The organism is Bradyrhizobium sp. SEMIA (genome assembly GCF_014844175.1).
GTDB lineage: Bacteria > Pseudomonadota > Alphaproteobacteria > Rhizobiales > Xanthobacteraceae > Bradyrhizobium > Bradyrhizobium arachidis.
In genome coordinates this window covers 1,076,052-1,101,667 of the sequence record NZ_CP046601.1, presented here as the reverse complement: position 1 = coordinate 1,101,667, position 25,616 = coordinate 1,076,052, and the positions used below count along the sequence as shown (strand labels likewise).

25 protein-coding genes and 1 pseudogene are annotated in these 25,616 nt (G+C 64.9%); 24 read left to right on the top strand and 2 right to left on the bottom strand.

Annotated features, from left to right (window positions below; genetic code table 11):
* The first annotated feature begins 95 nt into the window (after positions 1–95).
* The 12 genes from FOM02_RS05265 (at position 96) to FOM02_RS05210 (ending at position 10,897) form a co-directional block, all read left to right on the top strand.
* Entirely contained in the window at positions 96–701 is a 606-nt protein-coding gene (locus FOM02_RS05265; protein ID WP_027560526.1) for a chromate transporter, read from the top strand.
* Positions 698–1,228, top strand: a complete 531-nt coding sequence (locus FOM02_RS05260; protein WP_027560525.1) for a chromate transporter — start codon at positions 698–700, stop codon at positions 1,226–1,228. Before FOM02_RS05265 ends, FOM02_RS05260 begins: the two co-directional genes overlap by 4 nt.
* Before the next feature lie 95 nt (positions 1,229–1,323).
* Positions 1,324–2,085, top strand: coding sequence for a tripartite tricarboxylate transporter TctB family protein (locus tag FOM02_RS05255; protein ID WP_027560524.1), 762 nt, complete (start codon positions 1,324–1,326; stop codon positions 2,083–2,085).
* Positions 2,086–2,092: 7 nt separating this feature from the next.
* Positions 2,093–3,607 carry a tripartite tricarboxylate transporter permease gene (locus FOM02_RS05250; RefSeq protein WP_027560523.1) on the top strand — a complete coding sequence of 505 codons (1,515 nt, stop codon included), beginning with the start codon at positions 2,093–2,095 and terminating at the stop codon, positions 3,605–3,607.
* 164 nt (positions 3,608–3,771) lie between these two features.
* On the top strand, positions 3,772–4,755 hold the full coding sequence (locus FOM02_RS05245) for a tripartite tricarboxylate transporter substrate binding protein BugD (RefSeq protein ID WP_027560522.1): 984 nt from the start codon (positions 3,772–3,774) through the stop codon (positions 4,753–4,755).
* 171 nt (positions 4,756–4,926) lie between these two features.
* On the top strand, positions 4,927–5,721 hold the full coding sequence (locus tag FOM02_RS05240) for a thymidylate synthase (protein WP_027560521.1): 795 nt from the start codon (positions 4,927–4,929) through the stop codon (positions 5,719–5,721).
* Between the two features lie 61 nt (positions 5,722–5,782).
* Positions 5,783–6,268, top strand: a complete 486-nt coding sequence (locus FOM02_RS05235; protein WP_027560520.1) for a GNAT family N-acetyltransferase — start codon at positions 5,783–5,785, stop codon at positions 6,266–6,268.
* Positions 6,268–6,777: a dihydrofolate reductase gene (locus tag FOM02_RS05230; RefSeq protein ID WP_027560519.1), complete on the top strand. Its 510-nt coding sequence runs from the start codon at positions 6,268–6,270 to the stop codon at positions 6,775–6,777. Before FOM02_RS05235 ends, FOM02_RS05230 begins: the two co-directional genes overlap by 1 nt.
* Before the next feature lie 159 nt (positions 6,778–6,936).
* A complete protein-coding gene (hflK, locus tag FOM02_RS05225) occupies positions 6,937–8,073 on the top strand; it encodes an FtsH protease activity modulator HflK (protein ID WP_027560518.1) in 1,137 nt (378 codons plus the stop codon).
* Positions 8,070–8,966 carry a protease modulator HflC gene (gene hflC, locus FOM02_RS05220; protein ID WP_027560517.1) on the top strand — a complete coding sequence of 299 codons (897 nt, stop codon included), beginning with the start codon at positions 8,070–8,072 and terminating at the stop codon, positions 8,964–8,966. The genes hflK and hflC overlap by 4 nt, the downstream gene beginning before the upstream one ends.
* A gap of 70 nt (positions 8,967–9,036) precedes the next feature.
* Entirely contained in the window at positions 9,037–9,243 is a 207-nt protein-coding gene (locus FOM02_RS05215; RefSeq protein ID WP_027560516.1) for a DUF2065 domain-containing protein, read from the top strand.
* Positions 9,244–9,400: 157 nt separating this feature from the next.
* Positions 9,401–10,897 carry a Do family serine endopeptidase gene (locus FOM02_RS05210; protein ID WP_027560515.1) on the top strand — a complete coding sequence of 499 codons (1,497 nt, stop codon included), beginning with the start codon at positions 9,401–9,403 and terminating at the stop codon, positions 10,895–10,897.
* A gap of 95 nt (positions 10,898–10,992) precedes the next feature.
* On the opposite strand, the gene serB is transcribed toward FOM02_RS05210, so the two are convergent.
* Positions 10,993–11,898, bottom strand: coding sequence for a phosphoserine phosphatase SerB (gene serB, locus FOM02_RS05205; RefSeq protein ID WP_027560514.1), 906 nt, complete (start codon positions 11,896–11,898; stop codon positions 10,993–10,995).
* Positions 11,899–11,909: 11 nt separating this feature from the next.
* Here serB and miaA point away from each other — a divergent pair, with 11 nt between their 5' ends.
* From miaA to FOM02_RS05160, 9 genes and pseudogenes are all read left to right on the top strand, one after another.
* The gene (gene miaA / locus FOM02_RS05200; RefSeq protein WP_027560513.1) at positions 11,910–12,851 is read left to right on the top strand and encodes a tRNA (adenosine(37)-N6)-dimethylallyltransferase MiaA; all 942 of its coding nucleotides are present in this window, start codon (positions 11,910–11,912) and stop codon (positions 12,849–12,851) included.
* 493 nt (positions 12,852–13,344) lie between these two features.
* Positions 13,345–15,120, top strand: coding sequence for an acetolactate synthase 3 large subunit (locus FOM02_RS05195; RefSeq protein WP_027560512.1), 1,776 nt, complete (start codon positions 13,345–13,347; stop codon positions 15,118–15,120).
* 154 nt (positions 15,121–15,274) lie between these two features.
* Positions 15,275–16,246, top strand: coding sequence for a threonine dehydratase (locus FOM02_RS05190; protein ID WP_265441491.1), 972 nt, complete (start codon positions 15,275–15,277; stop codon positions 16,244–16,246).
* 23 nt (positions 16,247–16,269) lie between these two features.
* Positions 16,270–16,812 carry an acetolactate synthase small subunit gene (gene ilvN, locus FOM02_RS05185; RefSeq protein ID WP_027560510.1) on the top strand — a complete coding sequence of 181 codons (543 nt, stop codon included), beginning with the start codon at positions 16,270–16,272 and terminating at the stop codon, positions 16,810–16,812.
* A 3-nt stretch (positions 16,813–16,815) separates the two neighbouring features.
* A complete protein-coding gene (locus tag FOM02_RS05180; RefSeq protein ID WP_027560509.1) occupies positions 16,816–17,505 on the top strand; it encodes a class I SAM-dependent methyltransferase in 690 nt (229 codons plus the stop codon).
* A gap of 69 nt (positions 17,506–17,574) precedes the next feature.
* Positions 17,575–18,450 (top strand): EamA family transporter, encoded by an 876-nt coding sequence (locus FOM02_RS05175; protein WP_027560508.1) that lies wholly within the window; start codon positions 17,575–17,577, stop codon positions 18,448–18,450.
* 7 nt (positions 18,451–18,457) lie between these two features.
* The gene (locus FOM02_RS05170; protein WP_027560507.1) at positions 18,458–19,060 is read left to right on the top strand and encodes a LysE family translocator; all 603 of its coding nucleotides are present in this window, start codon (positions 18,458–18,460) and stop codon (positions 19,058–19,060) included.
* A 132-nt stretch (positions 19,061–19,192) separates the two neighbouring features.
* Entirely contained in the window at positions 19,193–20,212 is a 1,020-nt protein-coding gene (gene ilvC / locus FOM02_RS05165) for a ketol-acid reductoisomerase (protein WP_027560506.1), read from the top strand.
* 515 nt (positions 20,213–20,727) lie between these two features.
* A pseudogene (locus FOM02_RS05160) lies at positions 20,728–21,575 on the top strand (SDR family oxidoreductase).
* Between the two features lie 110 nt (positions 21,576–21,685).
* Here the strand turns inward: FOM02_RS05160 and FOM02_RS05155 are convergent.
* Positions 21,686–22,306 carry a hypothetical protein gene (locus tag FOM02_RS05155; protein ID WP_027560504.1) on the bottom strand — a complete coding sequence of 207 codons (621 nt, stop codon included), beginning with the start codon at positions 22,304–22,306 and terminating at the stop codon, positions 21,686–21,688.
* A 106-nt stretch (positions 22,307–22,412) separates the two neighbouring features.
* On the opposite strand from FOM02_RS05155, the gene FOM02_RS05150 reads away from it, so the two are divergent.
* The 3 genes from FOM02_RS05150 (at position 22,413) to FOM02_RS05140 (ending at position 25,607) form a co-directional block, all read left to right on the top strand.
* Positions 22,413–23,066 (top strand): TetR/AcrR family transcriptional regulator, encoded by a 654-nt coding sequence (locus FOM02_RS05150; protein WP_027560503.1) that lies wholly within the window; start codon positions 22,413–22,415, stop codon positions 23,064–23,066.
* A gap of 314 nt (positions 23,067–23,380) precedes the next feature.
* Positions 23,381–25,093, top strand: a complete 1,713-nt coding sequence (locus tag FOM02_RS05145) for a sulfatase-like hydrolase/transferase (RefSeq protein WP_027560502.1) — start codon at positions 23,381–23,383, stop codon at positions 25,091–25,093.
* Positions 25,094–25,229: 136 nt separating this feature from the next.
* Entirely contained in the window at positions 25,230–25,607 is a 378-nt protein-coding gene (locus tag FOM02_RS05140) for a rhodanese-like domain-containing protein (RefSeq protein WP_027560501.1), read from the top strand.
* Positions 25,608–25,616: the final 9 nt, after the last annotated feature.

Here is a 25,616-nt window from a genome sequence, read left to right as displayed (position 1 = left end):
TTTCGAGCGGCGATCGCGCTGTTCCCTTTGGATAGGTTCCGGACCGTCCGCCTCTGACCTTGGCCGCGCGGCCGCGGCCGTTCTAAGCTCCTGACATGCCCCCGGATTCAGCACCGGCCGTCCAAGAGCCGGATATCCCTGTCGCCCACGCCCCACCGCCCGGCTTGCTGGCGCTGTTCCTGGCCTTCGCCCGGATGTCGCTGGCCGGTTTCGGCGGGGTCTTGGTGTTTGCCCGCCACGCCATCGTCGACCAGCACCGCTGGATGACGGCGGACGAGTTCAACGAGACCTTTGCGCTCTGCCATTTCCTGCCGGGGCCCAATATCGTCAACCTGTCGATGGTGTTCGGCTCGCGCCTGCGCGGGATCGCGGGCGGCGTTGCCGCCTTCAGCGGGCTGCTGCTGCCGCCGACGCTGATCATGACCGTGCTCGCGATCATCTATGCCCGGTTCGGCGACGTCGAGGTGCTGCGCCGGGTCCTCGCCGGCATCTCCTGCGCCGCGGTCGGCCTCCTGATCGCGGTGGTCTTCCGCATGATGACGCCGCTGCTGAAGCGGATGGATGTTGTGGTGCTCCTCCTGATGCTCGGCGTGTTCATCGCCATCGGCGTGCTCCGCTTGCCGCTCCAGGCGGTGCTGCTGGTCGCGATCCCCGTCAGCATCGGCGTCACATATCTGATGCGGCGGAAGGTAGCAGCATGAACAGCGAGAACCCGATCTGGGCGCTGATCTCCACCTTTGGTCTAATGTCGCTGTTCGCGGTCGGTGGCGCCGCGGCGGCGGTGCCGGAGATGCACCGCATCGCGGTCGACGTGCATCATTGGATGACCGACAAGCAGTTCGCCGACGCGTATGCGATCGCGCAACTCTCGCCGGGTCCGAACGTGCTTATTGTCACGTTAATCGGCTATGCCGTTGCCGGCATCCCCGGCGCTCTGGCGGCGACGCTGGCGATGTGCCTGCCGACCGCGTTGCTTGCCTATTATGTCAGCCGTCTCCTGAGCCGGCCCAGCCAATCGCGCTGGCCCGGCCTGATCCAGGCTGCACTGGTTCCGCTGTCGATCGGATTGATGGCAGCGAGCGCCCTGATCCTGGCCCAGTCGACCGATCGCACCGTTGCTGCACTGCTTCTGACCGCCATGGTTGCGGTGATCGCCTCGATCTCGCGCATCAATCCACTATGGCTTTTGCTCGCCGGCGGCCTGTTGGGTTTTGCTGGCATTGTGTGATGAAAATCGCTAGGCAGTGATGCGGCCCGGGGATCCCTTTCCAGCCGATTTAGAACAACAGTGCTCGTGACTTACGGGTCGCGGAGGAGACATGCATGGCCGATACGATGGGCCACTCAGCGACAGCCACCCGAAACACCTCGGTGGCGCTCGGCTTTTGCCTGCTGGCGATTGCGCCGCAGATTTTCGAATTCATCTGGTCGATCGGCACGATCTTCGGCTGGGGGGCGGGACGCGGCCCGGCCACCGTCCTGATCAGCCACGCCACCGCGCTGGTCGCGGGCGCGCCCGGTGCGCTGATCGGAGCAGTCGGCGGTGAGACCAAGAAGGCGTCATCCGATGTGCTGCTGGCGCTGATCTATTCCTATCCGATCTTCGCGGTGGCGATCGTCACGCTGTTCATGACCATCCGCTCGGCGCAGGACTATGTCGGCGGCGTCATTCTGATGGCGCTCGCCCTGTTTGCGCTGTGGGCTTCCAGTGATTTGCAGGGCATGCGCGGCTTCTCCTTCGGCGCAGGCACCGCGCCGCGGATGTTCGGCGGGCTTCTGGTCGCGCTGTCCGCTGGCATCGCCCTAACCGGCCTTCTGACGGACGGGGCGGGAATGTCGCATTATTCCTGGCGCGGGCCGTTGTTCGTGATGGTCGCGATCCTGTTCTTCGCGCTCGCGATCCGGCCGCTCGGCCTCGTGGTCACGGCCTTCGTCAGCTTCATGATCGCCGCGACCGGGTCGCATGAGACGCGGTGGCTGGAGGCGGCCATCGTCGGCGCCTGCCTGACGCTCGGCTGCGCGATCCTGTTCCCCTATGTGCTCGGACTACCGATGCCGATGTTCCCGCGTTTCCTGGTCCAGTGAGGGTGTGATGGATATCTTTGCCAACCTCGCTCACGGTTTTGCCGTCGCGCTCTCTCCCATCAACCTCCTGATGTGCCTGATCGGCGCCCTCGTCGGCACGCTGGTCGGCGTTCTCCCCGGCATCGGCACCATCGCAACCGTCGCGATGCTGCTGCCGATCACCTTCGGCCTGCCGCCGGTCGGCGCGCTGATCATGCTCGCCGGCATCTATTACGGCGCGCAATATGGCGGCTCGACCACGTCCATCTTGGTCAACATTCCAGGTGAGGCGACATCGGTCGTCACCGCCATCGACGGTCACCAGATGGCCAAGCAGGGCCGTGCCGGCCCGGCACTGGCGATCGCGGCGATCGGCTCGTTCTTTGCCGGCTGCGTCGCGACCGTTTTGATCGCCGTCCTCGGCGCGCCACTCACAAAGCTCGCGCTGGCGTTCGGTCCGGCCGAATATTTCTCGCTGATGGTGCTCGGCCTGATCTTCGCGGTCGTGCTGGCCAAGGGCTCGGTGCTGAAGGCGATCGCGATGATCGTGTTCGGCCTCCTGCTCTCGATGGTTGGTTCGGACATCGAGACCGGCGCCTCGCGCATGGCCTTCAACATTCCGGAGCTCGCCGACGGTCTCGGCTTTGCCACGGTGGCGATGGGCGTGTTCGGCTTCGCCGAGATCATCCGCAATCTCGACGCAGGCGCCGAGATGAACCGCGACCTCGTGCAGCAGAAGATCACCGGCCTGATGCCGACCAGGAAGGACCTGGTCGACTCGACGCCACCGATCCTGCGCGGCACCGTGCTCGGCTCGATCCTCGGCATCCTTCCGGGCGGCGGCGCGGTGATCGCCTCGTTCGCGGCCTACACCCTCGAGAAGAAGCTCGCGAAGGATCCGAAGCGGTTCGGTCGCGGCGCGATCGAAGGCGTGGCGGCGCCGGAAAGCGCCAACAACGCCGCAGCGCAGACCTCCTTCATCCCGCTGCTCACCCTCGGCATCCCGCCGAACGCGGTGATGGCGCTGATGGTGGGCGCGATGACCATCCACGGCATCGTGCCGGGTCCACAGGTGATGCAGAAGCAGCCGGATCTCGTCTGGGGCATGATCGCCTCGATGTGGATCGGCAATCTGATGCTGATCATCATCAACCTGCCGCTCGTGGGCATCTGGGTCCGCCTGCTGCGCGTGCCTTACCGGCTGATGTTCCCCTCGATCGTGATCTTCTGCGCGATCGGCATCTACTCGGTGAACAACGCGCCGGTCGACGTCATCCTCGCCGGCGTGTTCGGTCTGGTCGGCTACTGGCTGATCAAGCACGATTTCGAGCCGGCGCCGCTGCTGCTCGGCATGGTGCTGGGACCGCTGATGGAAGAGAACCTGCGCCGCGCGCTGCTGATCTCGCGCGGCGACTGGAGCGTGTTCCTGACGCGGCCGCTCTCGGCGGTGCTGCTGGCGATCTCGCTCGGCCTTCTGGTGCTGACGGTGTTGCCGACGCTGCGTGCCAAGCGCGACGAGGTGTTCACCGAGTCCGAGAACTGATCGCGTCCGCGCGGCTCTGCGTCCGCGCGGCCCTGCGTCCGCGCGGCGCCCTGCGTCCGCACGCCGCATTCGGAAGTCGAATCGACGTGTGTGATGTCTTCGTGACATGAAAATGCCGGCCCTTGTGGCCGGCATTTTTTTGTTTGTGTCCCGGGGAAAACGATATGACCTCTCTTCGCGCGCTTGCTACGGGCGCATGTGCTGCCGCGCTCGCATCGCTGTGCGCCTTTGTCGCACCGGCGAAAGCGCAAAACTATCCGACGCGCAGCATCACCATGATCGTGCCGTTCGCAGCGGGCGGCCCGACCGACGTCATCTCGCGCATCGTCACCGCGCATATGGCGCAGACGCTGGGGCAGAGCATCATCATCGAGAACGTGGTCGGCGCCGGCGGCACCACCGCAACCACGCGCGCCGCACGCGCGACCAATGACGGCTATACGCTCATCACCGGGCATATGGGCACGCACGCGGCATCCGTGCCGCTCTATCCCAAGCTCGCCTATCATCCCGAAAAGGATTTTGAGCCGATCGCGTTGCTCGCGGGCACGCCGATCCTGATCCTCGCGCGCAAGGATTTTCCGCCGAAGGACCTCAAGGAGTTCGTGACTTACGTGAAGGCCAATGCCGAGAAGGTGAACGCTGCGCATGCCGGCGTCGGCTCGGTCTCGCATGTCTCTTGCGAGCTCCTGCACTCCATCCTCGACATCAAGCCGGTCGGCGTGCCCTTCAACGGCACGGGTCCTGCGATGAACGCGCTGGTGGCGGGGCAGGTCGACTACATGTGCGATCAGATCGTCAACGCGGTTCCGCAGATCAACGCCGGCACAATCAAGGCCTATGCGATCGCAACGCCCGAGCGCAATCCGTCGCTGCCGAACGTGCCGACGACCGCGGAAGCCGGCCTGCCGAACTTCCAGGCCCAGGCCTGGAACGCAATGTTCGCGCCGAAGGGAACTTCGCCCGCGATCATTGCCAGCCTGAACGCCGCCGCCATCAAGGCGCTCGACGACGAGACCGTGAAGAAGCGCTTGCTCGAGCTTGGCAGTGTCATCCCGGCCCCCAAGGACCGGACGCCGGAAGCCCTCGCAACCCTCGTCAAGAACGAGATCGCGAAGTGGAGCCCGGTGCTCAAGCCGGCGACTTAACCAGCACTTTCAAGCCGATAGGCGAGGGGCGGGACTTAAGTTCCGCCCCTTGTCGTTTGCCGCGGGAACGCTCACCTTTTCCGGGTATAATCTGTGGGAGCAGCGAATCGCTGCTGTCGCAGCGCGGGGGCGGCCGTTAAGTTCGCCGCCTCCCCAAAGGCTCATTGGCACATGCACCAGTATCAGGACCTGCTCGAGCGGATTCTTTCAGACGGCGCCGAGAAGACAGATCGGACCGGCACCGGCACGCTGTCGGTGTTCGGCCATCAGATGCGATTCAATCTGTCCGCCGGCTTCCCGATGCTGACCACCAAGCGGCTGCCGCTGAAGGCGATCGTGCATGAGCTGCTGTGGTTCCTGAAGGGCGACACCAACATCAAGTATCTCAAGGACAACGGCGTCACCATCTGGGACGAATGGGCCGACGCCAACGGCGACCTCGGCCCGGTCTACGGCCATCAATGGCGCTCCTGGCCCACGGCCGACGGGCGCAGCATCGATCAGATCGCCAATGTCATCGAGATGATCAAGCGCACCCCGGATTCGCGCCGGCTGATCGTCACCGCCTGGAATCCGGCCGACGTCGAGAAGATGGCGCTGCCGCCCTGCCACCTGCTGTTCCAGTTCTATGTCGCCAACGGCAAGCTGTCGTGCCAGCTCTATCAGCGCTCGGCCGACGTCTTCCTCGGCGTGCCCTTCAACATCGCCTCCTACGCGCTGCTCACCATGATGGTGGCGCAGGTCACGGGATTGAAGCCCGGCGATTTCGTGCACTCGCTCGGCGACACCCACCTCTATTCCAACCATCTGGAGCAGGCGCGGCTTCAGCTGACGCGCGCGCCGCGCGCGCTGCCGGTGATGCGCATCAATCCCGATGTGAAGGACATCTTCTCCTTCCGTTACGAGGATTTCGAGCTCGTCGGCTACGACCCGCATCCGCACATCAAGGCGGAAGTCGCGGTCTGACGCATGATCCGGAAAAGTGTGCAGCGGTTTTCCGATATGATCATGCGGGCTCTTTAAAGCGATGTCTCTCAGCATCCGCCGCGCGCGCCCGGACGAGGCCGGGCTCGTTCTTGCCTTCATCCGCGAACTCGCCGAGTACGAAAAGCTTTCGCACGAGGTCGAGGCGACGGAGCAGACGATTGCGGAGGCGCTGTTCGGCAGCAACCCGCGGCTTTATTGCGCAATCGGCGAATGGGACGGCGAGGCTGTCGGCTTCGCGGTGTGGTTTACGAATTTCTCCACCTTCAGCGGCCGTCACGGCATCTATCTCGAAGATCTCTATGTGCGGCCGTCGCATCGGGGCAAGGGCCTCGGCAAGGCGCTGCTGGTCTATCTCGCCAAGGAATGCGTCGACAATGGCTGGTCGCGCCTGCAATGGGCGGTGCTCGACTGGAATGCGCCGTCGATCGCGTTCTACAAATCGCTCGGCGCGGTGATGATGGACGACTGGACGCTGTGCCGCGTCTCTGGTCCTGCCTTGAGGCGGCTTGCCGGGAGCGCTAACTGATGGAGATCGTCTTCGTCGTCGCGATCGCGGAGAACGGTGTCATCGGCGCCGGCAACGCGATCCCATGGCGGTTGAAATCCGACATGGCGCGCTTCAAGGCGCTCACCATCGGCAAGCCCGTGATCATGGGCCGCAAGACGTTCGAGTCCCTGCGTAGGCCGCTGCCGGGACGCACCAACATCGTGATCACGCGCGATGCGGATTATCGCGCCGCGGGTGCCATTGTCACGACATCGGCCGCGGATGCGGGCGATGTCGCGCGCGGCGATGCCCTGCGGCGTTCGGTCACTGAAATCGCGGTGATCGGCGGTGCCGAGATCTATCGGCAATGGCTCGATCGCGCCGATCGCCTCGAAATCACCGAAGTGCATGCGCGCCCCGACGGCGACACGTATTTCGAGATCGACAAGGCGGACTGGGAGGAGACGGCGCGTGTCCGCCATCCTGCCGGTCCCGACGACGGCGCCGACTACTCCTATGTGACATATCGTCGGCGGTCGCCCCATTAACCGCTTTCGCCAATGTTTACATTGACTTTTTCGTGCCCGAGCATAGCTCGGAAGGCGGCGAGGGCTGCGTTGTAAGGGACCTGCCGGTCCCCTATAAAGCCGGACCGGACAATGCGGGCCGGGTTAGTTCTAGTCCCGGTCTGCCGAGGAGAGCGTCGAATGCCGTGGAAGAATCAGGGCGGTGGCCCATGGGGCTCGGGTCCGAAAGGACCATGGGGCACGGGCCCGCAACCGGTCGGGCCGAGGCCGCCGGATCTGGAAGACCTTCTGCGCCGCGGCCAGGACCGTCTCCAGCAGATCATGCCGGGCGGCTATTTCTCCGGCATCGGCATCACGCTGATCATCCTGATCATCGTTGCGTTCTGGCTGCTGTCGGGCTTCTTCCGCGTGCAGTCCGAAGAGCTCGGCGTCGTGCTGCGCTTCGGCAAGCACGTTCGCACCGTGCAGCCGGGCCTGAACTATCATCTGCCCTATCCGATCGAGACCGTGCTGCTGCCGAAGGCGCTGCGCGTCAACACCATCTCGATCGGCATGACGCTGATCGACGATCCGGCGCGGCGCGGCCGCTCCATTCGTGACGTGCCGGAAGAGAGCCTGATGCTGACCGGCGACGAGAACATCGTCGACGTCGACTTCACCGTGCTCTGGCGCATCAAGCCGGACGGGGTCGGTGACTTCCTCTTCAACATCCAGAACCCCGAAGGCACCGTGAAGGCGGTCGCCGAGAGCGCGATGCGCGAGGTGATCGGCCGATCGCAGATCCAGCCGATCCTGACCGGCGCGCGCAACGTCACCGAGCAGGGCGTGCAGGAACTGATCCAGAGGACCCTGGACGGCTACGGCTCCGGCATTCTCATCACCCAGGTGCAGATGCAGAAGGTCGACCCGCCGGGCGAGGTGATTGCTGCCTTCCGCGACGTCCAGGCGGCACGCGCCAATCTCGAGCAGCTGCAGAACGAAGCCCAGACCTACGCCAACCAGGTGGTGCCGCAGGCGCGCGGACGCGCGGCGCAGATCCTCCAGGCTGCCGAAGGCTACAGGGAGCAGGCGATCGCCGAGGCCAAGGGCCAGAGTGCGCGCTTCCTGAAGGTTTACGAGGAATACAAGAAGGCGCCCGACGTGACGCGTGAACGGATCTATCTGGAGACCATGGAGCGGGTGCTCGGCGGCGCGGACAAGCTCGTCTATGATGGCGGCCCCTCGGGCCAGGGCGTCGTGCCCTTCCTTCCGCTCAATGAATTGACGACCAAGCGGCCGCCGACCAGCGGCCAGCAGTCGGGCGGAGGCAACCGATGAGGTCTCCGGTCACAGGTATCGTCACGCTGCTCGCGCTCCTGCTCGTCGTGATCGTCGGCTACATGTCGTTGTTCACGGTGCAGCAGACCGAGCAGACCATCGTGCTGCAGTTCGGTCGGCCCGTCGACGTCGTCACCGCACCCGGCCTGCACTTCAAGGCGCCGTGGAATTCGGTGATCAACATCGACAAGCGGATCCTCGACCTCGAGAACCCGTCGCAGGAAGCGATCGCGTCCGACCAGAAGCGGCTCGTGGTCGACGCCTTCGCGCGCTACCGCATCAAGGACGCGCTACGCTTCTACCAGAGCGTCGGTTCGATCCAGGCCGCCAACATCCAGCTCACCACGCTCCTCAACGCGGCGCTGCGCCGTGTGCTCGGCGAGGTCACCTTCATCAACGTGGTGCGCGACGACCGCGAGAAGCTGATGCTGCGTATCCGCGACCAGCTCGATCGCGAGGCCGACGGCTACGGCATCCAGGTGGTCGACGTCCGGATCCGTCGCGCCGATCTGCCGGAGCAGAACAGCCAGGCGGTCTATCTGCGCATGAAGACCGAGCGCGAGCGCGAAGCTGCCGAGTTCCGCGCCCAGGGCGGCCAGAAGGCACAGGAGATCAAGTCGAAGGCCGACCGTGAGGCGACCGTCATTGTCGCGGAAGCCAATTCGCAGGCCGAGCAGACCCGCGGCGCCGGCGATGCCGAGCGCAACCGCCTGTTCGCCGAGGCCTACAGCAAGGATGCCGACTTCTTCGCCTTCTACCGGTCGATGACCGCCTACGAGAACGGGCTGAAGGCGAGCGACACACGCTTCCTGCTGCGGCCGGGCTCGGACTTCTTCCGGTATTTCGGTAGCCCGTCCGGCAGGACGGCGACCGAGACGCCGGCGAAACCGTAAGCTAGACGAGGGCGGCAGGTCTGCCGCCCTGCGTCCACACAAGAACAGCACAACGGGAGGTTCCAATCCGATGAGGTCCATTGCGTTCGCCGACTTCCTCATCGGCCTAGGCATCCTGTTCGTGCTGGAAGGCTTGATGTTCGCGGCAAGTCCGAACTGGATGCGCAAAGCCATGAAGAGCGCCATCGCCACACCGGACAACATCCTGCGGGCGGTCGGGATTGGCTCGGCTGTGGCCGGTCTGATCCTGATCTGGGTTATGCGCCGCCCGGTTTAAGCGTCACGACAACGCCAAAGTGAAGGCGAAGAACCGGTTTTCGCCGTATTATTCGGGTCCTGAGGCCCGTTAAGCTCCGTGCTTGCGCCGTCCCCCCGTTCGAGCGCAGTCTTGGAGCCGAATTCTTGGCGCCGATTCCTTTTCTCTGGAGAAACCAATGACCGCTGCCACCATTGCCCGGACCCGCTTGCGTTTAGGGCTGGCCGCGCTCGCCGTCAGTGCATTCAGCGTGTTCGGCACGCCGGCTTACGCGCGCGGACCGGAGGGCATTGCCGACGTCGCCGAGAAGGTGATCGACGCGGTCGTCAACATCTCGACCTCGCAGACCGTCGAGGCCAAGGGCGGCGCCAACACCATGCCGCAACTGCCGCCCGGCTCGCCGTTCGAGGAGTTCTTCGACGACTTCTTCAAGAACCGCAAAGGCCCCGGTGGCGGCAGCAAGGGCGGCGATAATGGCAGCGGGCCGCCGCGCAAGACCAACTCGCTCGGAAGCGGCTTCATCATCGACACGGCGGGCGTCGTCGTCACCAACAACCACGTCATCGCGGATGCCGACGAGATCAACGTCATCCTCAACGACGGCACCAAGATCAAGGCCGAGCTGGTCGGCGTCGACAAGAAGACCGACCTCGCCGTGCTCAAGTTCAAGCCGCCGAAGCCGCTGGTCGCGGTGAAGTTCGGCGACAGCGACAAGCTGCGCCTCGGCGACTGGGTGGTCGCGATCGGCAATCCGTTCAGCCTGGGCGGCACGGTGACCGCCGGCATCGTCTCGGCCAAGAACCGAGACATCTCCTCGGGACCCTATGACAGCTACATCCAGACCGACGCCGCCATCAACCGCGGCAATTCCGGCGGCCCGCTGTTCAACCTCGAAGGCGACGTCATCGGCGTCAACACCCTGATCATCTCGCCGTCCGGCGGCTCGATCGGCATCGGCTTCGCCGTGCCGTCGAAGACGGTCGCGGGTGTCGTCGACCAGCTGCGCCAGTTCGGCGAACTCCGCCGCGGCTGGCTCGGGGTGCGCATCCAGAGCGTCACCGACGAGATCGCCGAGAGCCTCAACATCAAGCCGGCGCGCGGCGCGCTGGTTGCGGGGGTCGACGACAAGGGCCCGGCCAAGCCCGCCGGCATCGAGCCCGGCGACGTCGTGGTCAAGTTCGACGGCAAGGACGTCAAGGACCCGAAGGACCTCTCCCGCGTCGTCGCCGACACCGCGGTCGGCAAGGAGGTCGACGTCGTCATCATCCGCAAGGGCGAGGAGCAGACCAAGAAGGTCACGCTCGGCCGCTTGCAGGATCCCGAGAAGGTGCAGGCCGCGGTGAAGACCGACGAGCCCCCGCCCGAGAAGCTGGTGACGCAGAAAGCGCTCGGCCTTGATCTCGCAGCGCTCAGCAAGGACCTGCGCTCGCGCTACAAGATCAAGGACAGCGTCAAGGGCGTGGTCGTCACCAATGTCGATGCCAATTCGGATGCGGCCGAGAAGCGCCTCTCCGCGGGCGACGTCATCGTCGAAGTGGCACAGGAGGCCGTCTCCAGCGGCGCCGACATCCAGAAGCGCGTCGACCAGCTCAAGAAGGACGGCAAGAAGTCCGTGCTGCTGCTGGTCTCGAACGGCGATGGCGAATTGCGGTTCGTCGCGCTGAGCGTGCAGTAACCTCATCTGTCATTCCGGGGCGGTGCGAAGCACCGAACCCGGAATCTCTAGGTTCCGGGTCTGGTGCTTCGCACCATCCCGGAACGACGACTGTGTCAGGTCTCCACGAACTCGTCGCGCCGATACCCCTGCGCATAAAGCAGGGCGGTGAGATCACCGTGATCGATCCGCGCCGCCGCAGCCGCGGCCACCGCCGGCTTGGCGTGATACGCAACGCCCAGTCCCGCCGCCTGGATCATCGCGAGGTCATTGGCGCCGTCGCCGACCACGACGGAGTCGATGTCGTCGAGATCGAACGATTCCATCAGATCCACCAGCGTCGCCAGCTTTGCCGCGCGGCCGAGGATCGGCTCCTTGACCTCGCCGGTGAACTTGCCGTCACGCACGACGAGCTCGTTGGCGCGGTTCTCCTGGAAGCCGATCTTGGCGGCGACCGCGCTGGTGAACAGGGTGAAGCCGCCGGAGACGAGGCAGGTGTAGGCGCCGTGCTTGCGCATGGTCGCCACCAATTCGCGGCCGCCCGGGGTCAGCGTGATGCGCTTGGCCAGCACCTCGTCCACCACGCTGGCGGGAAGGTCTTTCAGCAGCGCGACGCGCTCGCGCAGCGCCGGCTCGAACTCGATCTCGCCGCGCATCGCGCGTTCGGTGATTGCTGCGACATGGGCCTTCATCCCGACGAGATCGGCGAGCTCGTCGATGCATTCCTGGCCGATCATGGTGGAATCCATGTCGGCGAGAAAAAGCTTCTTGCGCCGGAAGCCGACAGGCTGCACCACGATGTCGATCGGCAGGTCGCCGCGCAGCTCGCGGAGCCGCTGCTCGATGGCGTGACGGTCGCCTTCGAGGTTATCCTGCGCGCCGAAAGGAATATCGACCGCAACCCCGTCGAACAGCCAGTGCGCCGGTTGCGCTTTCGGCAGCACGGCGCGGGCGCCGTCGACGATGGTCGAGTCGAGCGCGGGATTGTCGGGGTTGCAGATCAGCGTCGCGACGAGGGACATTTGAGGTTTTCGTGAGCGAGGGACGTACGAGCAAGGCCGTGCTTATCGCAGGCCCGACCGCCAGCGGCAAGTCGGCGCTGGCGCTGGAGCTTGCCCTCAGCGCGGGCGGAATCGTCATCAATGCCGATTCCATGCAGGTCTACCGCGACCTCCGCATCATCACGGCACGCCCCACCCATGGCGAGGAGGCGCGCGCGCCGCACCGGCTCTACGGCCATGTTGATGCGGCCGTGAATTTCTCGGCCGGTGCCTGGGTGAGCGATGCAGCCAAGGCGCTCGAGGAGGCGCAAGCCGAAGGCCGCCTAGCGATCTTCATCGGCGGTACCGGGCTCTATTTCAAGGCGCTGACGGCGGGCCTTTCCGTGGTGCCCCCGATCCCTGCGCAGGTGCGCGAGGACGTACGGGCGCGGCTGGAGCAGAACGGCGTCGAGGCGCTGCATGCGGAACTCGCACGCCGCGATCCGCGTGCTGCCGAGCGATTGAACCTGCGCGACCGGACCCGGATCTCGCGCGCGCTCGAAGTGATCGAGGCGACCGGCCGCTCGCTGCTGGACTGGCACCATGAGGGCCAGCCGCCGCTATTGCCCAAGGACAGTTATCGTGCGGTCTTCCTCGCGCCCGAGCGCGACGAGCTCTATGCCCGCATCGATGCCCGCTTCGACGCGATGCTGGGTGCCGGCGCGCTGAAGGAGATCGAGCGGCTGGCCGCCCGCCAGCTCGATCCGCTGCTGCCGGCGATGAAGGCCCATGGCGTGCCGGCGCTGATGCGGCATCTGCGCGGCGAGCTCAGCCTGGAGGACGCCGCCGCGATCGGCCGCGCCGACACCCGCCACTATGCCAAGCGGCAATTCACCTGGTTCCGGCATCAACTCCCCGAATTCGAGTGGGTGAAGCTGGCGGAGGCGAGGGGATGGCTCGCCGCCGCCGTGAACGCGGCGCGGGACGAGGAATAAGAGCCTCGCTCGGTCGTCGTTCCGGGGCGCGCGCAGCGCGAGCCCGGAACCCATACCCCCAAGCGCTCGTGTGGCGACGGCATTCTGCGATCCCTCGGACCCCAGCGAGGCTTGTGGCTATGGATTCCGGGCTCGATGCTGCGCATCGCCCCGGAATGACGGGCTGACGCGCTTTTGTGTTCGGGTTCCCGCATTTACCTCTCGCCGAACCCCGGGAACACCGCTACACTTCCTAAATCGCGCGGGAACGGCCGCTTTGCCTTGACATCTAGGCTTTGGCCGTTATGTTTCGCGCAACCTTTGGGAAGCCGAGCGCCCGCCATGCGTAACATTATTACCAAACTCCTTATCGCCGTCGTACCCAGGCACACCGCCGGGGGTGGCTAGCTGCCATCCACAAGACAGGCGGTGTGCATGGGCCCTCTTCGGGGCCTTTTTTATTTCCCGAACCCAGAACGAAAGCCGCTGACAACAGCGCATCCGGAGCAAGCCAATGACCGACAAGAGCCACGATCCGAACCAGATGACCGGCGCCGCGATGATCGTCCGCGCGCTCATCGACCACGGCGTGACCGACATTTTCGGCTATCCCGGCGGCGCGGTGCTTCCGATCTATGACGAGATCTTCCAGCAGAGCGAGGTCCAGCACATCCTGGTCCGCCACGAGCAGGGCGCGGGCCACGCCGCCGAGGGCTATGCGCGCTCGACCGGCAAGCCGGGCGTTGCGCTGGTGACCTCCGGTCCGGGCGCCACCAACATGGTGACGCCGCTGACCGATGCGCTGATGGACTCGATCCCGCTGGTCTGCATCTCCGGCCAGGTGCCGACGCATCTGATCGGCAACGACGCGTTCCAGGAATGCGACACGGTCGGCATCACGCGGCCCTGCACCAAGCACAACTGGCTGGTCCGCGACGTCAACGATCTCGCCAAGGTCCTGCACGAAGCCTTCTATGTTGCCACGTCGGGCCGTCCAGGCCCGGTGCTGGTCGACGTGCCCAAGGACGTGCAGTTCGCAACCGGCACCTATCATCCGCCGCGCAAATCCGACGTGCACCGCTCCTACGCGCCGCGCGTGAAGGGCGATGCGACGCAGATCCGGAAAGCCGTGTCTCTGCTCGCCAATGCCAAGCGTCCCGTGATCTACAGCGGTGGCGGCGTCATCAATTCCGGCCCGGAGGCGACCAAGCTCTTGCGCGAGCTGGTCGAGGTCACCGGCTTCCCGATCACGTCCACGCTGATGGGCCTCGGCGCGTATCCGGCCTCGGGCAAGAACTGGCTCGGCATGCTGGGCATGCACGGCACCTACGAGGCCAACATGACGATGCATGATTGCGACGTCATGCTGTGCGTCGGCGCGCGCTTCGACGACCGCATCACCGGCCGCGTCGATGCGTTCTCGCCCGGCTCGAAGAAGATCCACATCGACATCGATCCGTCCTCGATCAACAAGAACATCCGTGTCGACGTGCCGATCATCGGCGACTGCGGCAACGTCCTCGGCGACATCATCCAGGTGTTCAAGGCGGAGGCGAAGAAGCCGGACATCAAGTCGTGGTGGCAGCAGATCACGCAATGGCGGGCCCGCAATTCGCTCTATTACAAGAAGAGCAACGACGTCATCCTGCCGCAGCACGCGATCCAGAGCCTGTTCGAGGCAACGCGTGGCAAGGATACGTACATCACGACCGAGGTCGGCCAGCACCAGATGTGGGCGGCGCAGTTCTACGGCTTCGAAGAGCCGCATCGCTGGATGACGTCGGGCGGGCTCGGCACCATGGGCTACGGCCTGCCGGCCGCGGTCGGCGTGCAGGTGGCCCATCCCGACAGCCTCGTCATCGACATTGCGGGCGATGCCTCGGTGCAGATGACGATGCAGGAGATGTCGACGGCGGTGCAGTACGAGCTGCCGATCAAGATCTTCATCCTCAACAACCAGTACATGGGCATGGTGCGGCAGTGGCAGCAGCTGCTGCACGGCAACCGGCTGTCGCATTCCTACTCGGAGGCGCTCCCCGATTTCGTCAAGCTCGCGGAGGCCTATGGCGCCGTCGGCCTGCAGGTGCACAAGCCTTCTGATCTCGATGGGGCCATCAAGGAGATGATCTCGGTCAAGCGCCCGGTGCTGTTCGACTGCCGCGTCGCGGCGCTCGAAAACTGCTTCCCGATGATCCCCTCCGGCAAGGCGCACAACGAGATGCTGTTGCCCGAGCAGGCCAACGACGAGGCGACGGCGAAGGCGTTCGCCGGCGGCAAGGCGCTGGTGTGAGCGCGATGGTCACAAACTCCGCTGTCATCGCCCGGCTTGACCGGGCGATCCAGTACGCCGCGGCCTCTCGATCAATCTCATGGGCCTCTGGAATACTGGATCCCCGCCTTCGCGGGGATGACGGCTGCATGAGATGGTCGATGGAAGGACCACAATGTTCGACCTGACGGAGCTCGAGCGCGCAGATGTGATCGTGGGGCAGGCGGTGCCGGCAACGCCGGCGCGCGGCTGGCCGCTACTCGCTGAGCGCCTCGGCACCGAGGTCGTGGTCAAGCACGAGAACCATACGCCGATCGGCGCCTTCAAGGTGCGCGGCGGGCTGGTCTATCTCGACCGCCTGAAGCGAGAGCGGCCGAACACGCCAGGTATCATCTCGGCGACGCGCGGCAATCACGGCCAGAGCCTCGCATTCGCGGCGAGCCGACACGGCATGCCCGCGGTGATCTACGTGCCATCAGGCAACTCGGTCGAGAAGAACCGGGCGATGAGGGCGTTCGGCGCCGAGCTGGTCGAGCATGGCGAGGACTTCCAGGCCGCCCGCGAGGAGGCCGAGCGCCGCGCGCAATTCGCCGGCCTCCACATGGTGCCGTCGTTCCATCCGGACCTCGTGCTGGGCGTTGCGACCTATGCGCTCGAGCTGTTCAGGGCCGCGCCTGATCTCGACATTCTCTATGTGCCGATCGGGCAGGGCTCCGGCATCTGCGGCTGCATCATGGCACGCGATCTCCTGGGCCTGAAGACCGAGATCGTCGGCGTGCAGTCGACGGAAGCGCCATCCTATGCGCTGTCGTTCGCAGCCGGCACGATCGTGACGACTGAGACGGCCAATACGCTCGCCGACGGCATGGCAACGCGTATCCCTGACGAGGATGCGCTGGCGCTGATCCGCAAGGGCGCTTCGCGCATCGTTCAGGTCACCGACGACGAGGTCGCCGCCGCAATTCGCGCCTACTGGACTGACACGCATAATCTCGCCGAAGGCGCCGGCGCAGCCGCGCTCGCTGCGGCACTGCAAGAAAAGAGCAAGCTGAAGGGCAAGCGCGTCGGTCTCGTGCTGTCCGGCGGCAATATCGATTTCGATCTGTTCCGCCGTTGGGTCGGAACGGACGCGCCGGCCATGGCGTGACGGAGAGACAAGAGGGGACGACAATGAACCAGCCTGCATCCGCCTACTTCATCGAGGACCGTCACGATCCCAACGAGACGCACACGCTCGCGGTGCTCGTGCAGAACGAGCCCGGCGTGCTCGCGCGCGTGATCGGCCTGTTCTCGGGGCGCGGCTACAACATCGAGAGCCTCACCGTCTCGGAGACCGAGGCCCAGAAGCACCTGTCGCGCATCACCATCGTCACGACGGGCACGCCGATGGTGATCGAGCAGATCAAGCACCAGCTCGACCGCATGGTCCCGGTCTACCGCGTCGTCGACATGACCCAGACCAAGCGCTCGATCGAGCGTGAGCTGGCGATGGTCAAGGTGCGCGGGCAGGGCGAGCATCGCGTCGAGGCGCTGCGGCTGGCGGATGCGTTCCGCGCCCGCGTGATCGACGCCACCACCGAGAGCTTCGTGTTCGAGATCACGGGCAACACGGACAAGATCAACCAGTTTATCGACCTGATGCGCCCGCTCGGACTTGTCGAGGTGTCGCGCACGGGTGTTGCCGCGATCGGTCGCGGGCCTGAAGGGATGTGAACCATGCTGGCGCGCGACTGGTATTACAACGAGCGGAACCGGATGGGGATCGAGCCCGCTGTGGCCTCGATCTACGACAACCATGACGATGCCGACCTGCGGGCGCGCGCCGCGCTGAAAATGCTCGGAGTGCAGCGCGGCTGGCGCATCGCCGATATCGGCTGCGGCAACGGCGTGCTTGCCACCGAAGCAGCGCTGATGGGCGCCGAGGTCGACGCCATCGACATCTCGCCGGCGATGCTGGCGCTCGCCGAGATCTACGCCCGCGACCGCAAGGCGCCCGTGCGCACCCAGTCCGCCGGCTTGCTCAGCTTCGCCTACCGGCCGGAATCCTACGACCTGATCGTCAGCGAGTTCACGCTGCACCATCTGCCGGATTTCTGGAAGGCGGTGGCGATGTCGCGGATCTATCGTGCGCTCAAGCCCGGTGGCAGCTTCTATTTGCGCGACATCGTCTACGCCTCGATGCCCGATGCGATCGAGCGCGACGTCGAGCAATGGGCCGATTTCCAGATCAAGAACCACGATTTTTCCCGCGGGGGCGTGGTGACGCATATGCGCGATGAATATTCCACCTTCGGCTGGGTGATGGAGCGGATGCTGACCGATGTCGGCTTCACGCTGGTCTCAGCCGATTACCACGCGCCGATGCACGGCACGTATCTGCTGCGGAAACCCAATTCTTCCACGTAAAGGCCGGCGAGCAAGGCTAGACCAGAACAACAAACAGGGCTGCACGACAAGGCAGAACCGGAAACAACAATGAAGCCGGCCGACATCCTCATCGCCGTCATGGTGGCGATCATCTGGGGGCTTGCCTTCGTGGCAAGCCGGATTGCGCTCGACGAGTTGTCACCGGAGCTGATGACGGCGTTGCGCTTTACGATTGCCGCGGTGCCGTGCCTGTTCATCCGCAAACCGAAGGTCGCCTGGTCGCTGCTGATCGCGATCAGCTTCACGCTGTTCCTCGGCCAGTTCCTGTCGCAGGCCTACGGCATCGCCCACGGCGTGCCGGTGGGGCTGACCTCCGTCGTCGTGCAGAGCCAGGCGCTGTTCACCATCGGCTTCGCCGCGATCGCCTTCGGCGAACGCCCGACGCCGGTGCAGACGCTGGGCATCGTCATCGCCGCCGCTGGCCTCCTGATGATCTGCGGCACCGTTGGCTATGATTTCACCGTCAGTGCCTTTGCGGTGCTGATGATCTCGCCGGTCAGCTTTGCTGTCGGCAATCTCCTGCTGCGTGGTGCCCGCGGTGTGCCGATGTTCGACCTGTTCGCCTGGCTGTGCCTTGCCTCGGCCGTGCCGCTGTTCGTGCTGGCGTTGGTCGCCAACGGTCCCGCTCCCACCTGGACCTCGCTGACACACATGTCGCTGACGTCAGCGCTCTGCATGCTGGCGCTGGGCGCCATCTCCACCAGCATTGCCTACTGGCTCTGGGGCCGATTGCTGCGCGATTACCCGGCGGCCCAGGTGGTGCCGTTCGCGCTGCTGGTGCCGTTCGTCGGCTCGGCGGCCTCCAGCATCGTCTTCGGCGAGCGGTTCGGGCCGCTGCGCCTGGCCGGCATGGTGACTGTGATCGCCGGCATCGCCGTGATGGTGCTGGCTCAGCGTCCCCGGGCGCTGCCGAAGACCGCGTGAGGTGATGATGGCCTACTCGCTGTTCTACGCCTTCCTCGCCTTCATGGTCGTGATGTACTTCACGCCCGGGCCGAACAACATCATGCTGCTGTCGTCGGGCCTCACCTACGGCTTCCGCCGGACCATCCCGCACATCGTCGGCATCGTCCTCGGCTTTGCCTTCATGGTCGCCACCGTCGGCCTCGGGCTCGGCACCGTCTTCCTGGCCTATCCGATCCTTCAGACCATCCTGAAATATGCCGGCGCCGCCTACCTGATTTACCTCGCCGTCGTGATCGCCTTCTCGGGTCCGGCCAAGCCAGGCGAGGAGAGCGCCCGCGGGCCGATGACCTTCTGGGGCGCGGCCATGTTCCAGTGGATCAACGCCAAGGGCTGGGTGATCGTGATTGGCACCATCACCGCCTATGCGGCGATCGCCCAATTCCCCCTGAACATCGCGATCCAGACCTTGATCAGCCTGCTGGTCGGCACGGTCTCGACCGTGGTCTGGGCCTTGTTCGGCACTGCCTTGCGGCCCGTCCTGACCTCCGAGCGGCTGGTGCGCGCCTTCAATATCCTGATGGCGATCCTGCTGCTCGCCTCCCTCTACCCCGTTTTCATGGATGCATGATGCCGCGGATTTCCATGCAGAAACGGGTTTCCCTAAGGGGCCGAAATGCTCTAGACAGCCCCCGAAATCCGCAAATTTCACCCTTCGGACACTGACCAACGGCCGATTTCGGCCCGCAACGAGGAAACGACTATGCGTGTTTATTACGATCGCGACGCCGACCTGAACCTGATCAAGGGCAAGAAGGTCGCCATCGTCGGCTATGGCAGCCAGGGCCACGCCCATGCGCTCAACCTGAAGGACTCCGGCGTCAAGGAAGTCGCCATTGCGCTGCGCAAGGACTCGGGCTCGGTGAAGAAGGCGGAAGCCGCCGGCTTCAAGGTGATGGAAGTTGCCGAGGCCGCCAAATGGGCCGACCTCGTCATGATGCTGACCCCGGACGAGCTCCAGGGTGACATCTATCGTGACCACCTTCACGACAACATGAAGAAGGGCGCCGCCCTGGTGTTCGCGCACGGCCTCAACGTCCACTTCAACCTGCTCGACCCGCGCGCCGACCTCGACGTGCTGATGATCGCGCCGAAGGGCCCCGGCCACACCGTGCGCTCGGAGTATCAGCGCGGCGGCGGCGTGCCCTGCCTGATCGCGATCGCCAAGGACGTCTCGGGCAACGCCCATGACCTCGGCCTGTCCTACGCTTCGGCCGTCGGCGGTGGCCGCGCCGGCATCATCGAGACCACCTTCAAGGAAGAGTGCGAGACCGACCTGTTCGGCGAGCAGGTGGTTCTGTGCGGCGGTCTGGTCGAGCTGATCAAGGGTGGCTACGAGACCCTGGTCGAAGCCGGCTACGCCCCGGAGATGGCCTATTTCGAGTGCCTGCACGAAGTGAAGCTGATCGTCGACCTGATCTATGAAGGCGGCATCGCGAACATGAACTACTCGATCTCCAACACCGCCGAGTACGGCGAGTACGTCACCGGCCCGCGCATCATCACCGACGAGACCAAGAAGGAGATGCGCAAGGTTCTCGCCGACATCCAGGGCGGCAAGTTCGCCCGCGACTGGATGCTCGAGAACAAGGTCAACCAGACCTCGTTCAAGGCGACCCGCGCCAAGCTCGCCGCGCACCCGATCGAGGAAGTCGGCGCCAAGCTGCGTGACATGATGCCCTGGATCAAGAAGGGCGCGCTGGTCGACAAGTCGAAGAACTGACGGCATCGCCGTCATTCCGGGTTCGCGCGAACGCGCGCCCGGAATGACGGGTGAAGCACAAGTTTCGCTCGCCAAACCAAATCTTAAACCTTCGTCCCTACAAACGAGCGAGATCGCAAATGGCGGTCTCGCTCTCTCCATCTCGCGCGAAGCTTTGCTGCTTCATTCAAATTCTTCGCGAGCTGAATTGCTCTCTGAGCAGCAAGAACTGACGCTTAAACCACATTCTTGACCTCGCGTCGTTTCTCAGAACTTTTTCAGACATACCGATCGCCAAAAGCCCAGCGTCTTCAGAGTCAAAGATTCGGCTCTTCATCCGCGGTCTCATCGCGCTCGTTATCTCGCCGAGCGCCGTTCGCGTGCCGCTTCATTCTAAGATTCCACATCCGCTACACCTTCTTTGCGGCGCCTCACTCGCACGAAAAGCGCCGTCGTTGCGCGGCCTGAGAACCCCGTCCATTGCACTGGCGTACCCTTCTCCTGCATGATCCCGGGAACTCGAGGGGGAGGGGACCATGCGATCCGTCGTCATCACCGGCGCATCCACCGGCATCGGCTGGGCCGCTGCGAAATTCCTGATCGGGCGCGGCTATCGCGTCTTCGGCAGCGTCCGCAAGCAGGCCGATGCGACCGGCTCAAGGGTGAGTTCGGCGACAACTTCACGCCGCTGCTGTTCGACGTCACCGACGAGTCCGCAGTCCTCGCTGCAGCGCGACAAGTTCGCGAGGCGCTCGGCGGTGAGACGCTGGCCGGCCTCGTCAACAATGCCGGCATCGCGGTCGCCGGCCCCGTGCTCGAATTGTCGGCCGACGACTTCCGCCGCCAGATGGACATCAACGTCATTGGCCCCGTCATCGCGACGCAGGCGTTCGGGCCGCTGCTCGGCGCCGACCCGTCGCTGAAGGGGCCGAAGGGACGGATCGTGATGATCAGCTCGATCGCGGGCAGGAACGGCAATCCGTTGTCGGCGCCCTATTGCACGTCCAAGCACGCCGTCGAGGGGCTGTCGGAGAGCCTGCGCCGCGAGCTGATGCTGTTTGGCATCGACGTCATCATCGTCGCCCCCGGCGCGGTGAAGACGCCGATCTGGAGCAAGGCGGAAGAGATCGATCTGTCCGTCTACCAGAACTCGCCCTACCTGCCGGCGCTGAACAAGGTCATGGCGTTCATGATGGAGATCGGCGCCAAGGGCCTGCCCGCCGAGCGCATCGCCGAAATCGTGTTCGAAGCGCTGACTGCGGCAAGCCCCAAGGTACGTTACCAGATCACGCCGGATCCGCTGCGCCATCTGATTGGCGCCGTGCTGCCGAAGCGGATGCTCGATCGCATCATCGCCAAGCGGCTCGGGCTGTTGCCGCACTAAAGCATGATCCGGAAAAGTGCGAAGCGGTTTTCCGAAAAGATCATGCTTAAACAACAACCTAAAGCGCGATGACGATTCATCCCAATCTCATCGCGCTTTAGGCGGGCCCCTCAGCCCGCCGCCACGGTTTGCCCGCGCGGACGCGCGGCCATCGCGATCAGCCGCAGCGCCATTACCGCGAGCAGCGGAACGAGGAACGCGGCATAGAGCGGCATCGCCGGCACGCGCTTGCCGAACGACACCATGAACTGGAACCAGAGGTAATAGCCCCCGACAAGGTGCAGGGCGCGCCAGGCGCGCGGCCCGACCAGCGCCGCGGTGCGGTCGAACGAGGTCGCGCTCATCGCGACGATGAAGCCATAGCCGATGCCGCCGAAGATGTAGGAGGCGGCGGAGGTGGCCCCGGCAAAGCCGGCCGGATCCATGTTGGCAAAGGCGACGATCGCCGCCGCATGGATGGCGTGGGAGGCCGCAAAGCTCAAGCCCAGATAGCGGCGGTTGCGGCGTTGCCATCGCGTCCAGGGGTTGGGCCGGAGCCGGGCCAAAGCCGCGGCGCTGAAGGCGAGGCAGAACAGCAGCAGCGAGCTGCGCGCCGTGAAGCGGATCACCATGCGTACGCCCTCGACCTCGAACTGCCGCATCGAGGCGATCCACAGGCTGAGCGCGAGCAGGCTCAGGGTGAGTACGGCGAGCAGCCGCCAGCCTTCGAACCAGCCTTGACGTTGTGACATGGCAATCTCCTCCGTTATGTAATCATCGATTACATTTCGCTACCGCGAGGCCGTCAACCGTGTAATCGCTGCTTACATTCACGTTCGGGTGATGCTAGGAAGCGCCATGACCGCCCGACAGCCGCCCAAACCGCGCGCCCGCCGCCAGACGCCTGAAGCTCGGCCCTATCATCACGGCGACCTCCGCCGCGTGCTGATCGATGCTGCGTTGCAACTGGCAGAAGAGGGTGCCGAGGTCTCGGTGCGCGAGGCTGCCCGCCGTGCCGCTGTGTCGCCGGGGGCGCCATTCCGGCACTTCCCGAACCGCGATGCCCTCATGGCGGCGGTGGCCGAGGAGGCACAGCGGCGCTTTCGTATCGAGATCGAGGCGGCCCTGGGCGAGGCACCGGCGGCCGATCCACTCGGCCGCTTCCGCGCCTTCGGCCTTGCGTATTTGCGCTGGGCGATGCGCAACCCCGCGCATTTCGAGATCATCTCCACCGGGCGCTATTTCGCCCATGGCAGCTCCAAAGAGCTGACCCGCGACAATGCCGAGCTGATCGCGCTGACCGAGCAGATGCTGGCTGACGCCGCCAGCCAAGGCCTGCTGCGATCGGCCGACCTCAAGCGCATCCAGATCGCCGGCCGCGCCCTGGTCTATGGCTTCGCCCGGATGAATCTGGACGGCCACTTCCCGCGCTGGGGCGTGGCGGCGGGCGAGATCGACCGCATGGCGGAGGGGGTGATCGATCTGTTCATCGCCGGGATCGCGAAGGCCTAGCCATCCGACCCTCATGGTGAGGAGGCGCGCAGCGCCGTCTCGAACCATAGAGGCCCCAGTCCCCCCGCGCGCTTCGCGGGCTCCTCGGGTGAGCCGATAGAGTTGAAGGCAGCGCGCCCAAGCGTGCGGCACATTCGCGCGTTGCTAACATTAAGCGAAGGTCGGACGCCGGATCGCGTTGCCTGCCCGTGACGGTTCCGTTACAGTTTTGTGACACGGTGCAGGCTTCCGGCTGCGCCGGACGCCGCAGCCGTCCTGGGGCCGGCTCGACGGCTTGGCATCACCGCGCCGGACCAGAAGTTGCGTGCCCGTCGATGGCGTCCGCGCCCAATCCAGGTCCTTCTGCCACCACCGCCGTACTGGCGAGCGTCGCCGCGCTCGGCATCTGGCGGTTGCTCGCGGTTGCGGTGCCGCATCTCGCCGCGCTGGCGCTGATGTATGAGACTGAGACCGATTTCGGCTCGCGTCTCGCCTTCGCGCTCGCCTGGGGCATCCTCAACTTCTTCTGGATCACGCTGCTGCGGCGGCCGGCGTTGTCGGGCGCGCTGTCGCTGACCATGGTCGTCGTGCTGGTGCTGCTGTCGCGGCTGAAGCACGACGTGGTGCAGATGACGGTCAACTTCATCGACCTGATGATGATCGACCGCGACACCGTCGCGTTCCTGTTCACGATCTTCCCGAATTTGCGCTGGTCGGTGATCGGGGCCGGTCTCGTCACGCTGCCGCTGATGTACGCGCTGTGGTGGCTCGATCCGTTCCGTATCCGGCGCTTGCCGGCGCTTGCTTCCATGCTCGCCTGCGTGGCTGGGCTGGTCGGCTATTCGCTCTATCATCCCGATGAGGCCTGGCGCGGCTATTACGACGATGGCTATCTCTCGAAATTCTTCCGCTCGGGCGTCACCGCGGTCTCCGATTTCGCGCAGTACGGCCTCATGGAGTCGGCGGCCTCGACCAATGAGCGGCTCAACATGCCGCTGGTCGATGCCTGCCATCCCGCGGGCCGCCGGCCGAACATCATCATGATCCATGATGAATCGAGCTTCGACATCCGCGCGGCTGATGGCATCAAGGTGCCGCCGCGTTATGGCGATCACTTCAAGTCCTGGGACGGCAGGCAGCGCACCTTCCTTGCGGAAAGCAATGGCGGGCCGAGCTGGTTCACCGAATACAACGTGCTCGCCGGACTTTCCGCGCGCTCGTTCGGCCGCTTCGCCTATTTCGTGACGCGTATCGCATCCAACCGGGTCGAGCGCGGCCTGCCGCTGGCGCTGCGCCGCTGCGGCTACGATACGATGTCGCTCTATCCCGCCCATGGCGGCTTCATGGGCGCGCGCAGCTTCCAGCTGACGACCGGCGTCGAGCGCTTCCTCGACGCGAAGGACCTCGGCGCCAGGGATGTCGAGCCCGACAGCTTCTTCTATGACAAGGCGCTGCAGCTGATGGGCCAGCAACCGCCGAACAAGCCGCTGTTCACCTTCATCTATCTCGGCGCCAATCATTTCCCCTGGGAGACGCGCTACCGTCCGGACCTGCTGCCGAACTGGCGCGCGCCGGGCAATGTGCCGTCGATCGACGAATATCTGCGCCGCCAGGCGATGAGCGCAGAGCAGTACAAGGCGTTCGTCGCGGGTCTGAAGAAGAACTTTCCGAGCGAGCCGTTCCTGATCGTGCGCTATGGCGATCACCAGCCGGAATTCGCGCCGAACCTGCTCGAGCCCGGGCTCGACGAGGGCGCGATCGGCAAGAAGCTCGATGCCTACGATCCGCGTCTCTACGCGACCTATTACGCGATCGACGCCGTCAATTTCGAGCCGGTCAAAACCGAGGCCGTGATGGACACGGTCGACGGCCCCTATCTGCCGCTGGTGATCCAGGAGGCTGCCGGCATCCCGCTCGATCCGTCCTTCGCCGAGCAGAAGCAGATCATGCTCCGCTGCAAGGGCATCTTCTACGGCTGCAAGGACGGCGCGGAGGCGCGGCGGTTGAATCGGTTGCTGATCAATGCCGGGATGATCCGGGGGCTGTAGTTTCCATCGCGGCCATTCATTCGCCACCGCATCCGTCGATATTTCACCTCGCGCTGTCCTCCAAACGGTGGACGCTACGACAGACGATGCCGGCTAAGGGGGCGCTCGACAAACAGCCAACCCTAAGGAGACGACATTGGCAATATCCGTGAAACAGATGCTCGAAGCCGCCAACGCCGCCGTGCGGAAGATCACGCCGGCAGAGGCGAAGGAGATGATCGGCAAGGGCGCGCTCGTGCTCGACGTGCGCGATGCGCCGGAAATCGAGAAGAGCGGCAAGATTCCCGGCGCACTGAATGTCTCCCGCGGCATGCTGGAGTTTCGGGCCGATCCGGACTCGCCCTATCACGACAAGGCTCTCGCCAGGGACAAGACGGTGATCCTCTATTGCGCCTCGGGCGGCCGTTCGGCGCTGGCCGGCAAGCTGCTTCAGGACATGGGCTATAGCCATGTCTACAACGTCGGCGGCTTCAAGGACTGGGTCGACGCCGGAGGGGCAACCGAGAAGGTCTAGCAAGGGCGG

What these genes read in the sequence shown, in the direction of transcription:
- FOM02_RS05265 (WP_027560526.1), top strand. Translation starts at nt 96, where the DNA reads ATGCCCCCGGATTCAGCACCGGCCGTCCAAGAGCCGGATATCCCTGTC.
- FOM02_RS05260 (WP_027560525.1), top strand. Translation starts at nt 698, where the DNA reads ATGAACAGCGAGAACCCGATCTGGGCGCTGATCTCCACCTTTGGTCTA.
- FOM02_RS05255 (WP_027560524.1), top strand. Translation starts at nt 1,324, where the DNA reads ATGGCCGATACGATGGGCCACTCAGCGACAGCCACCCGAAACACCTCG.
- FOM02_RS05250 (WP_027560523.1), top strand. Translation starts at nt 2,093, where the DNA reads ATGGATATCTTTGCCAACCTCGCTCACGGTTTTGCCGTCGCGCTCTCT.
- FOM02_RS05245 (WP_027560522.1), top strand. Translation starts at nt 3,772, where the DNA reads ATGACCTCTCTTCGCGCGCTTGCTACGGGCGCATGTGCTGCCGCGCTC.
- FOM02_RS05240 (WP_027560521.1), top strand. Translation starts at nt 4,927, where the DNA reads ATGCACCAGTATCAGGACCTGCTCGAGCGGATTCTTTCAGACGGCGCC.
- FOM02_RS05235 (WP_027560520.1), top strand. Translation starts at nt 5,783, where the DNA reads ATGTCTCTCAGCATCCGCCGCGCGCGCCCGGACGAGGCCGGGCTCGTT.
- FOM02_RS05230 (WP_027560519.1), top strand. Translation starts at nt 6,268, where the DNA reads ATGGAGATCGTCTTCGTCGTCGCGATCGCGGAGAACGGTGTCATCGGC.
- hflK (WP_027560518.1), top strand. Translation starts at nt 6,937, where the DNA reads ATGCCGTGGAAGAATCAGGGCGGTGGCCCATGGGGCTCGGGTCCGAAA.
- hflC (WP_027560517.1), top strand. Translation starts at nt 8,070, where the DNA reads ATGAGGTCTCCGGTCACAGGTATCGTCACGCTGCTCGCGCTCCTGCTC.
- FOM02_RS05215 (WP_027560516.1), top strand. Translation starts at nt 9,037, where the DNA reads ATGAGGTCCATTGCGTTCGCCGACTTCCTCATCGGCCTAGGCATCCTG.
- FOM02_RS05210 (WP_027560515.1), top strand. Translation starts at nt 9,401, where the DNA reads ATGACCGCTGCCACCATTGCCCGGACCCGCTTGCGTTTAGGGCTGGCC.
- serB (WP_027560514.1), bottom strand. Translation starts at nt 11,898, where the DNA reads ATGTCCCTCGTCGCGACGCTGATCTGCAACCCCGACAATCCCGCGCTC.
- FOM02_RS05195 (WP_027560512.1), top strand. Translation starts at nt 13,345, where the DNA reads ATGACCGACAAGAGCCACGATCCGAACCAGATGACCGGCGCCGCGATG.
- FOM02_RS05190 (WP_265441491.1), top strand. Translation starts at nt 15,275, where the DNA reads ATGTTCGACCTGACGGAGCTCGAGCGCGCAGATGTGATCGTGGGGCAG.
- ilvN (WP_027560510.1), top strand. Translation starts at nt 16,270, where the DNA reads ATGAACCAGCCTGCATCCGCCTACTTCATCGAGGACCGTCACGATCCC.
- FOM02_RS05180 (WP_027560509.1), top strand. Translation starts at nt 16,816, where the DNA reads ATGCTGGCGCGCGACTGGTATTACAACGAGCGGAACCGGATGGGGATC.
- FOM02_RS05175 (WP_027560508.1), top strand. Translation starts at nt 17,575, where the DNA reads ATGAAGCCGGCCGACATCCTCATCGCCGTCATGGTGGCGATCATCTGG.
- FOM02_RS05170 (WP_027560507.1), top strand. Translation starts at nt 18,458, where the DNA reads ATGGCCTACTCGCTGTTCTACGCCTTCCTCGCCTTCATGGTCGTGATG.
- ilvC (WP_027560506.1), top strand. Translation starts at nt 19,193, where the DNA reads ATGCGTGTTTATTACGATCGCGACGCCGACCTGAACCTGATCAAGGGC.
- FOM02_RS05155 (WP_027560504.1), bottom strand. Translation starts at nt 22,306, where the DNA reads ATGTCACAACGTCAAGGCTGGTTCGAAGGCTGGCGGCTGCTCGCCGTA.
- FOM02_RS05150 (WP_027560503.1), top strand. Translation starts at nt 22,413, where the DNA reads ATGACCGCCCGACAGCCGCCCAAACCGCGCGCCCGCCGCCAGACGCCT.
- FOM02_RS05145 (WP_027560502.1), top strand. Translation starts at nt 23,381, where the DNA reads ATGGCGTCCGCGCCCAATCCAGGTCCTTCTGCCACCACCGCCGTACTG.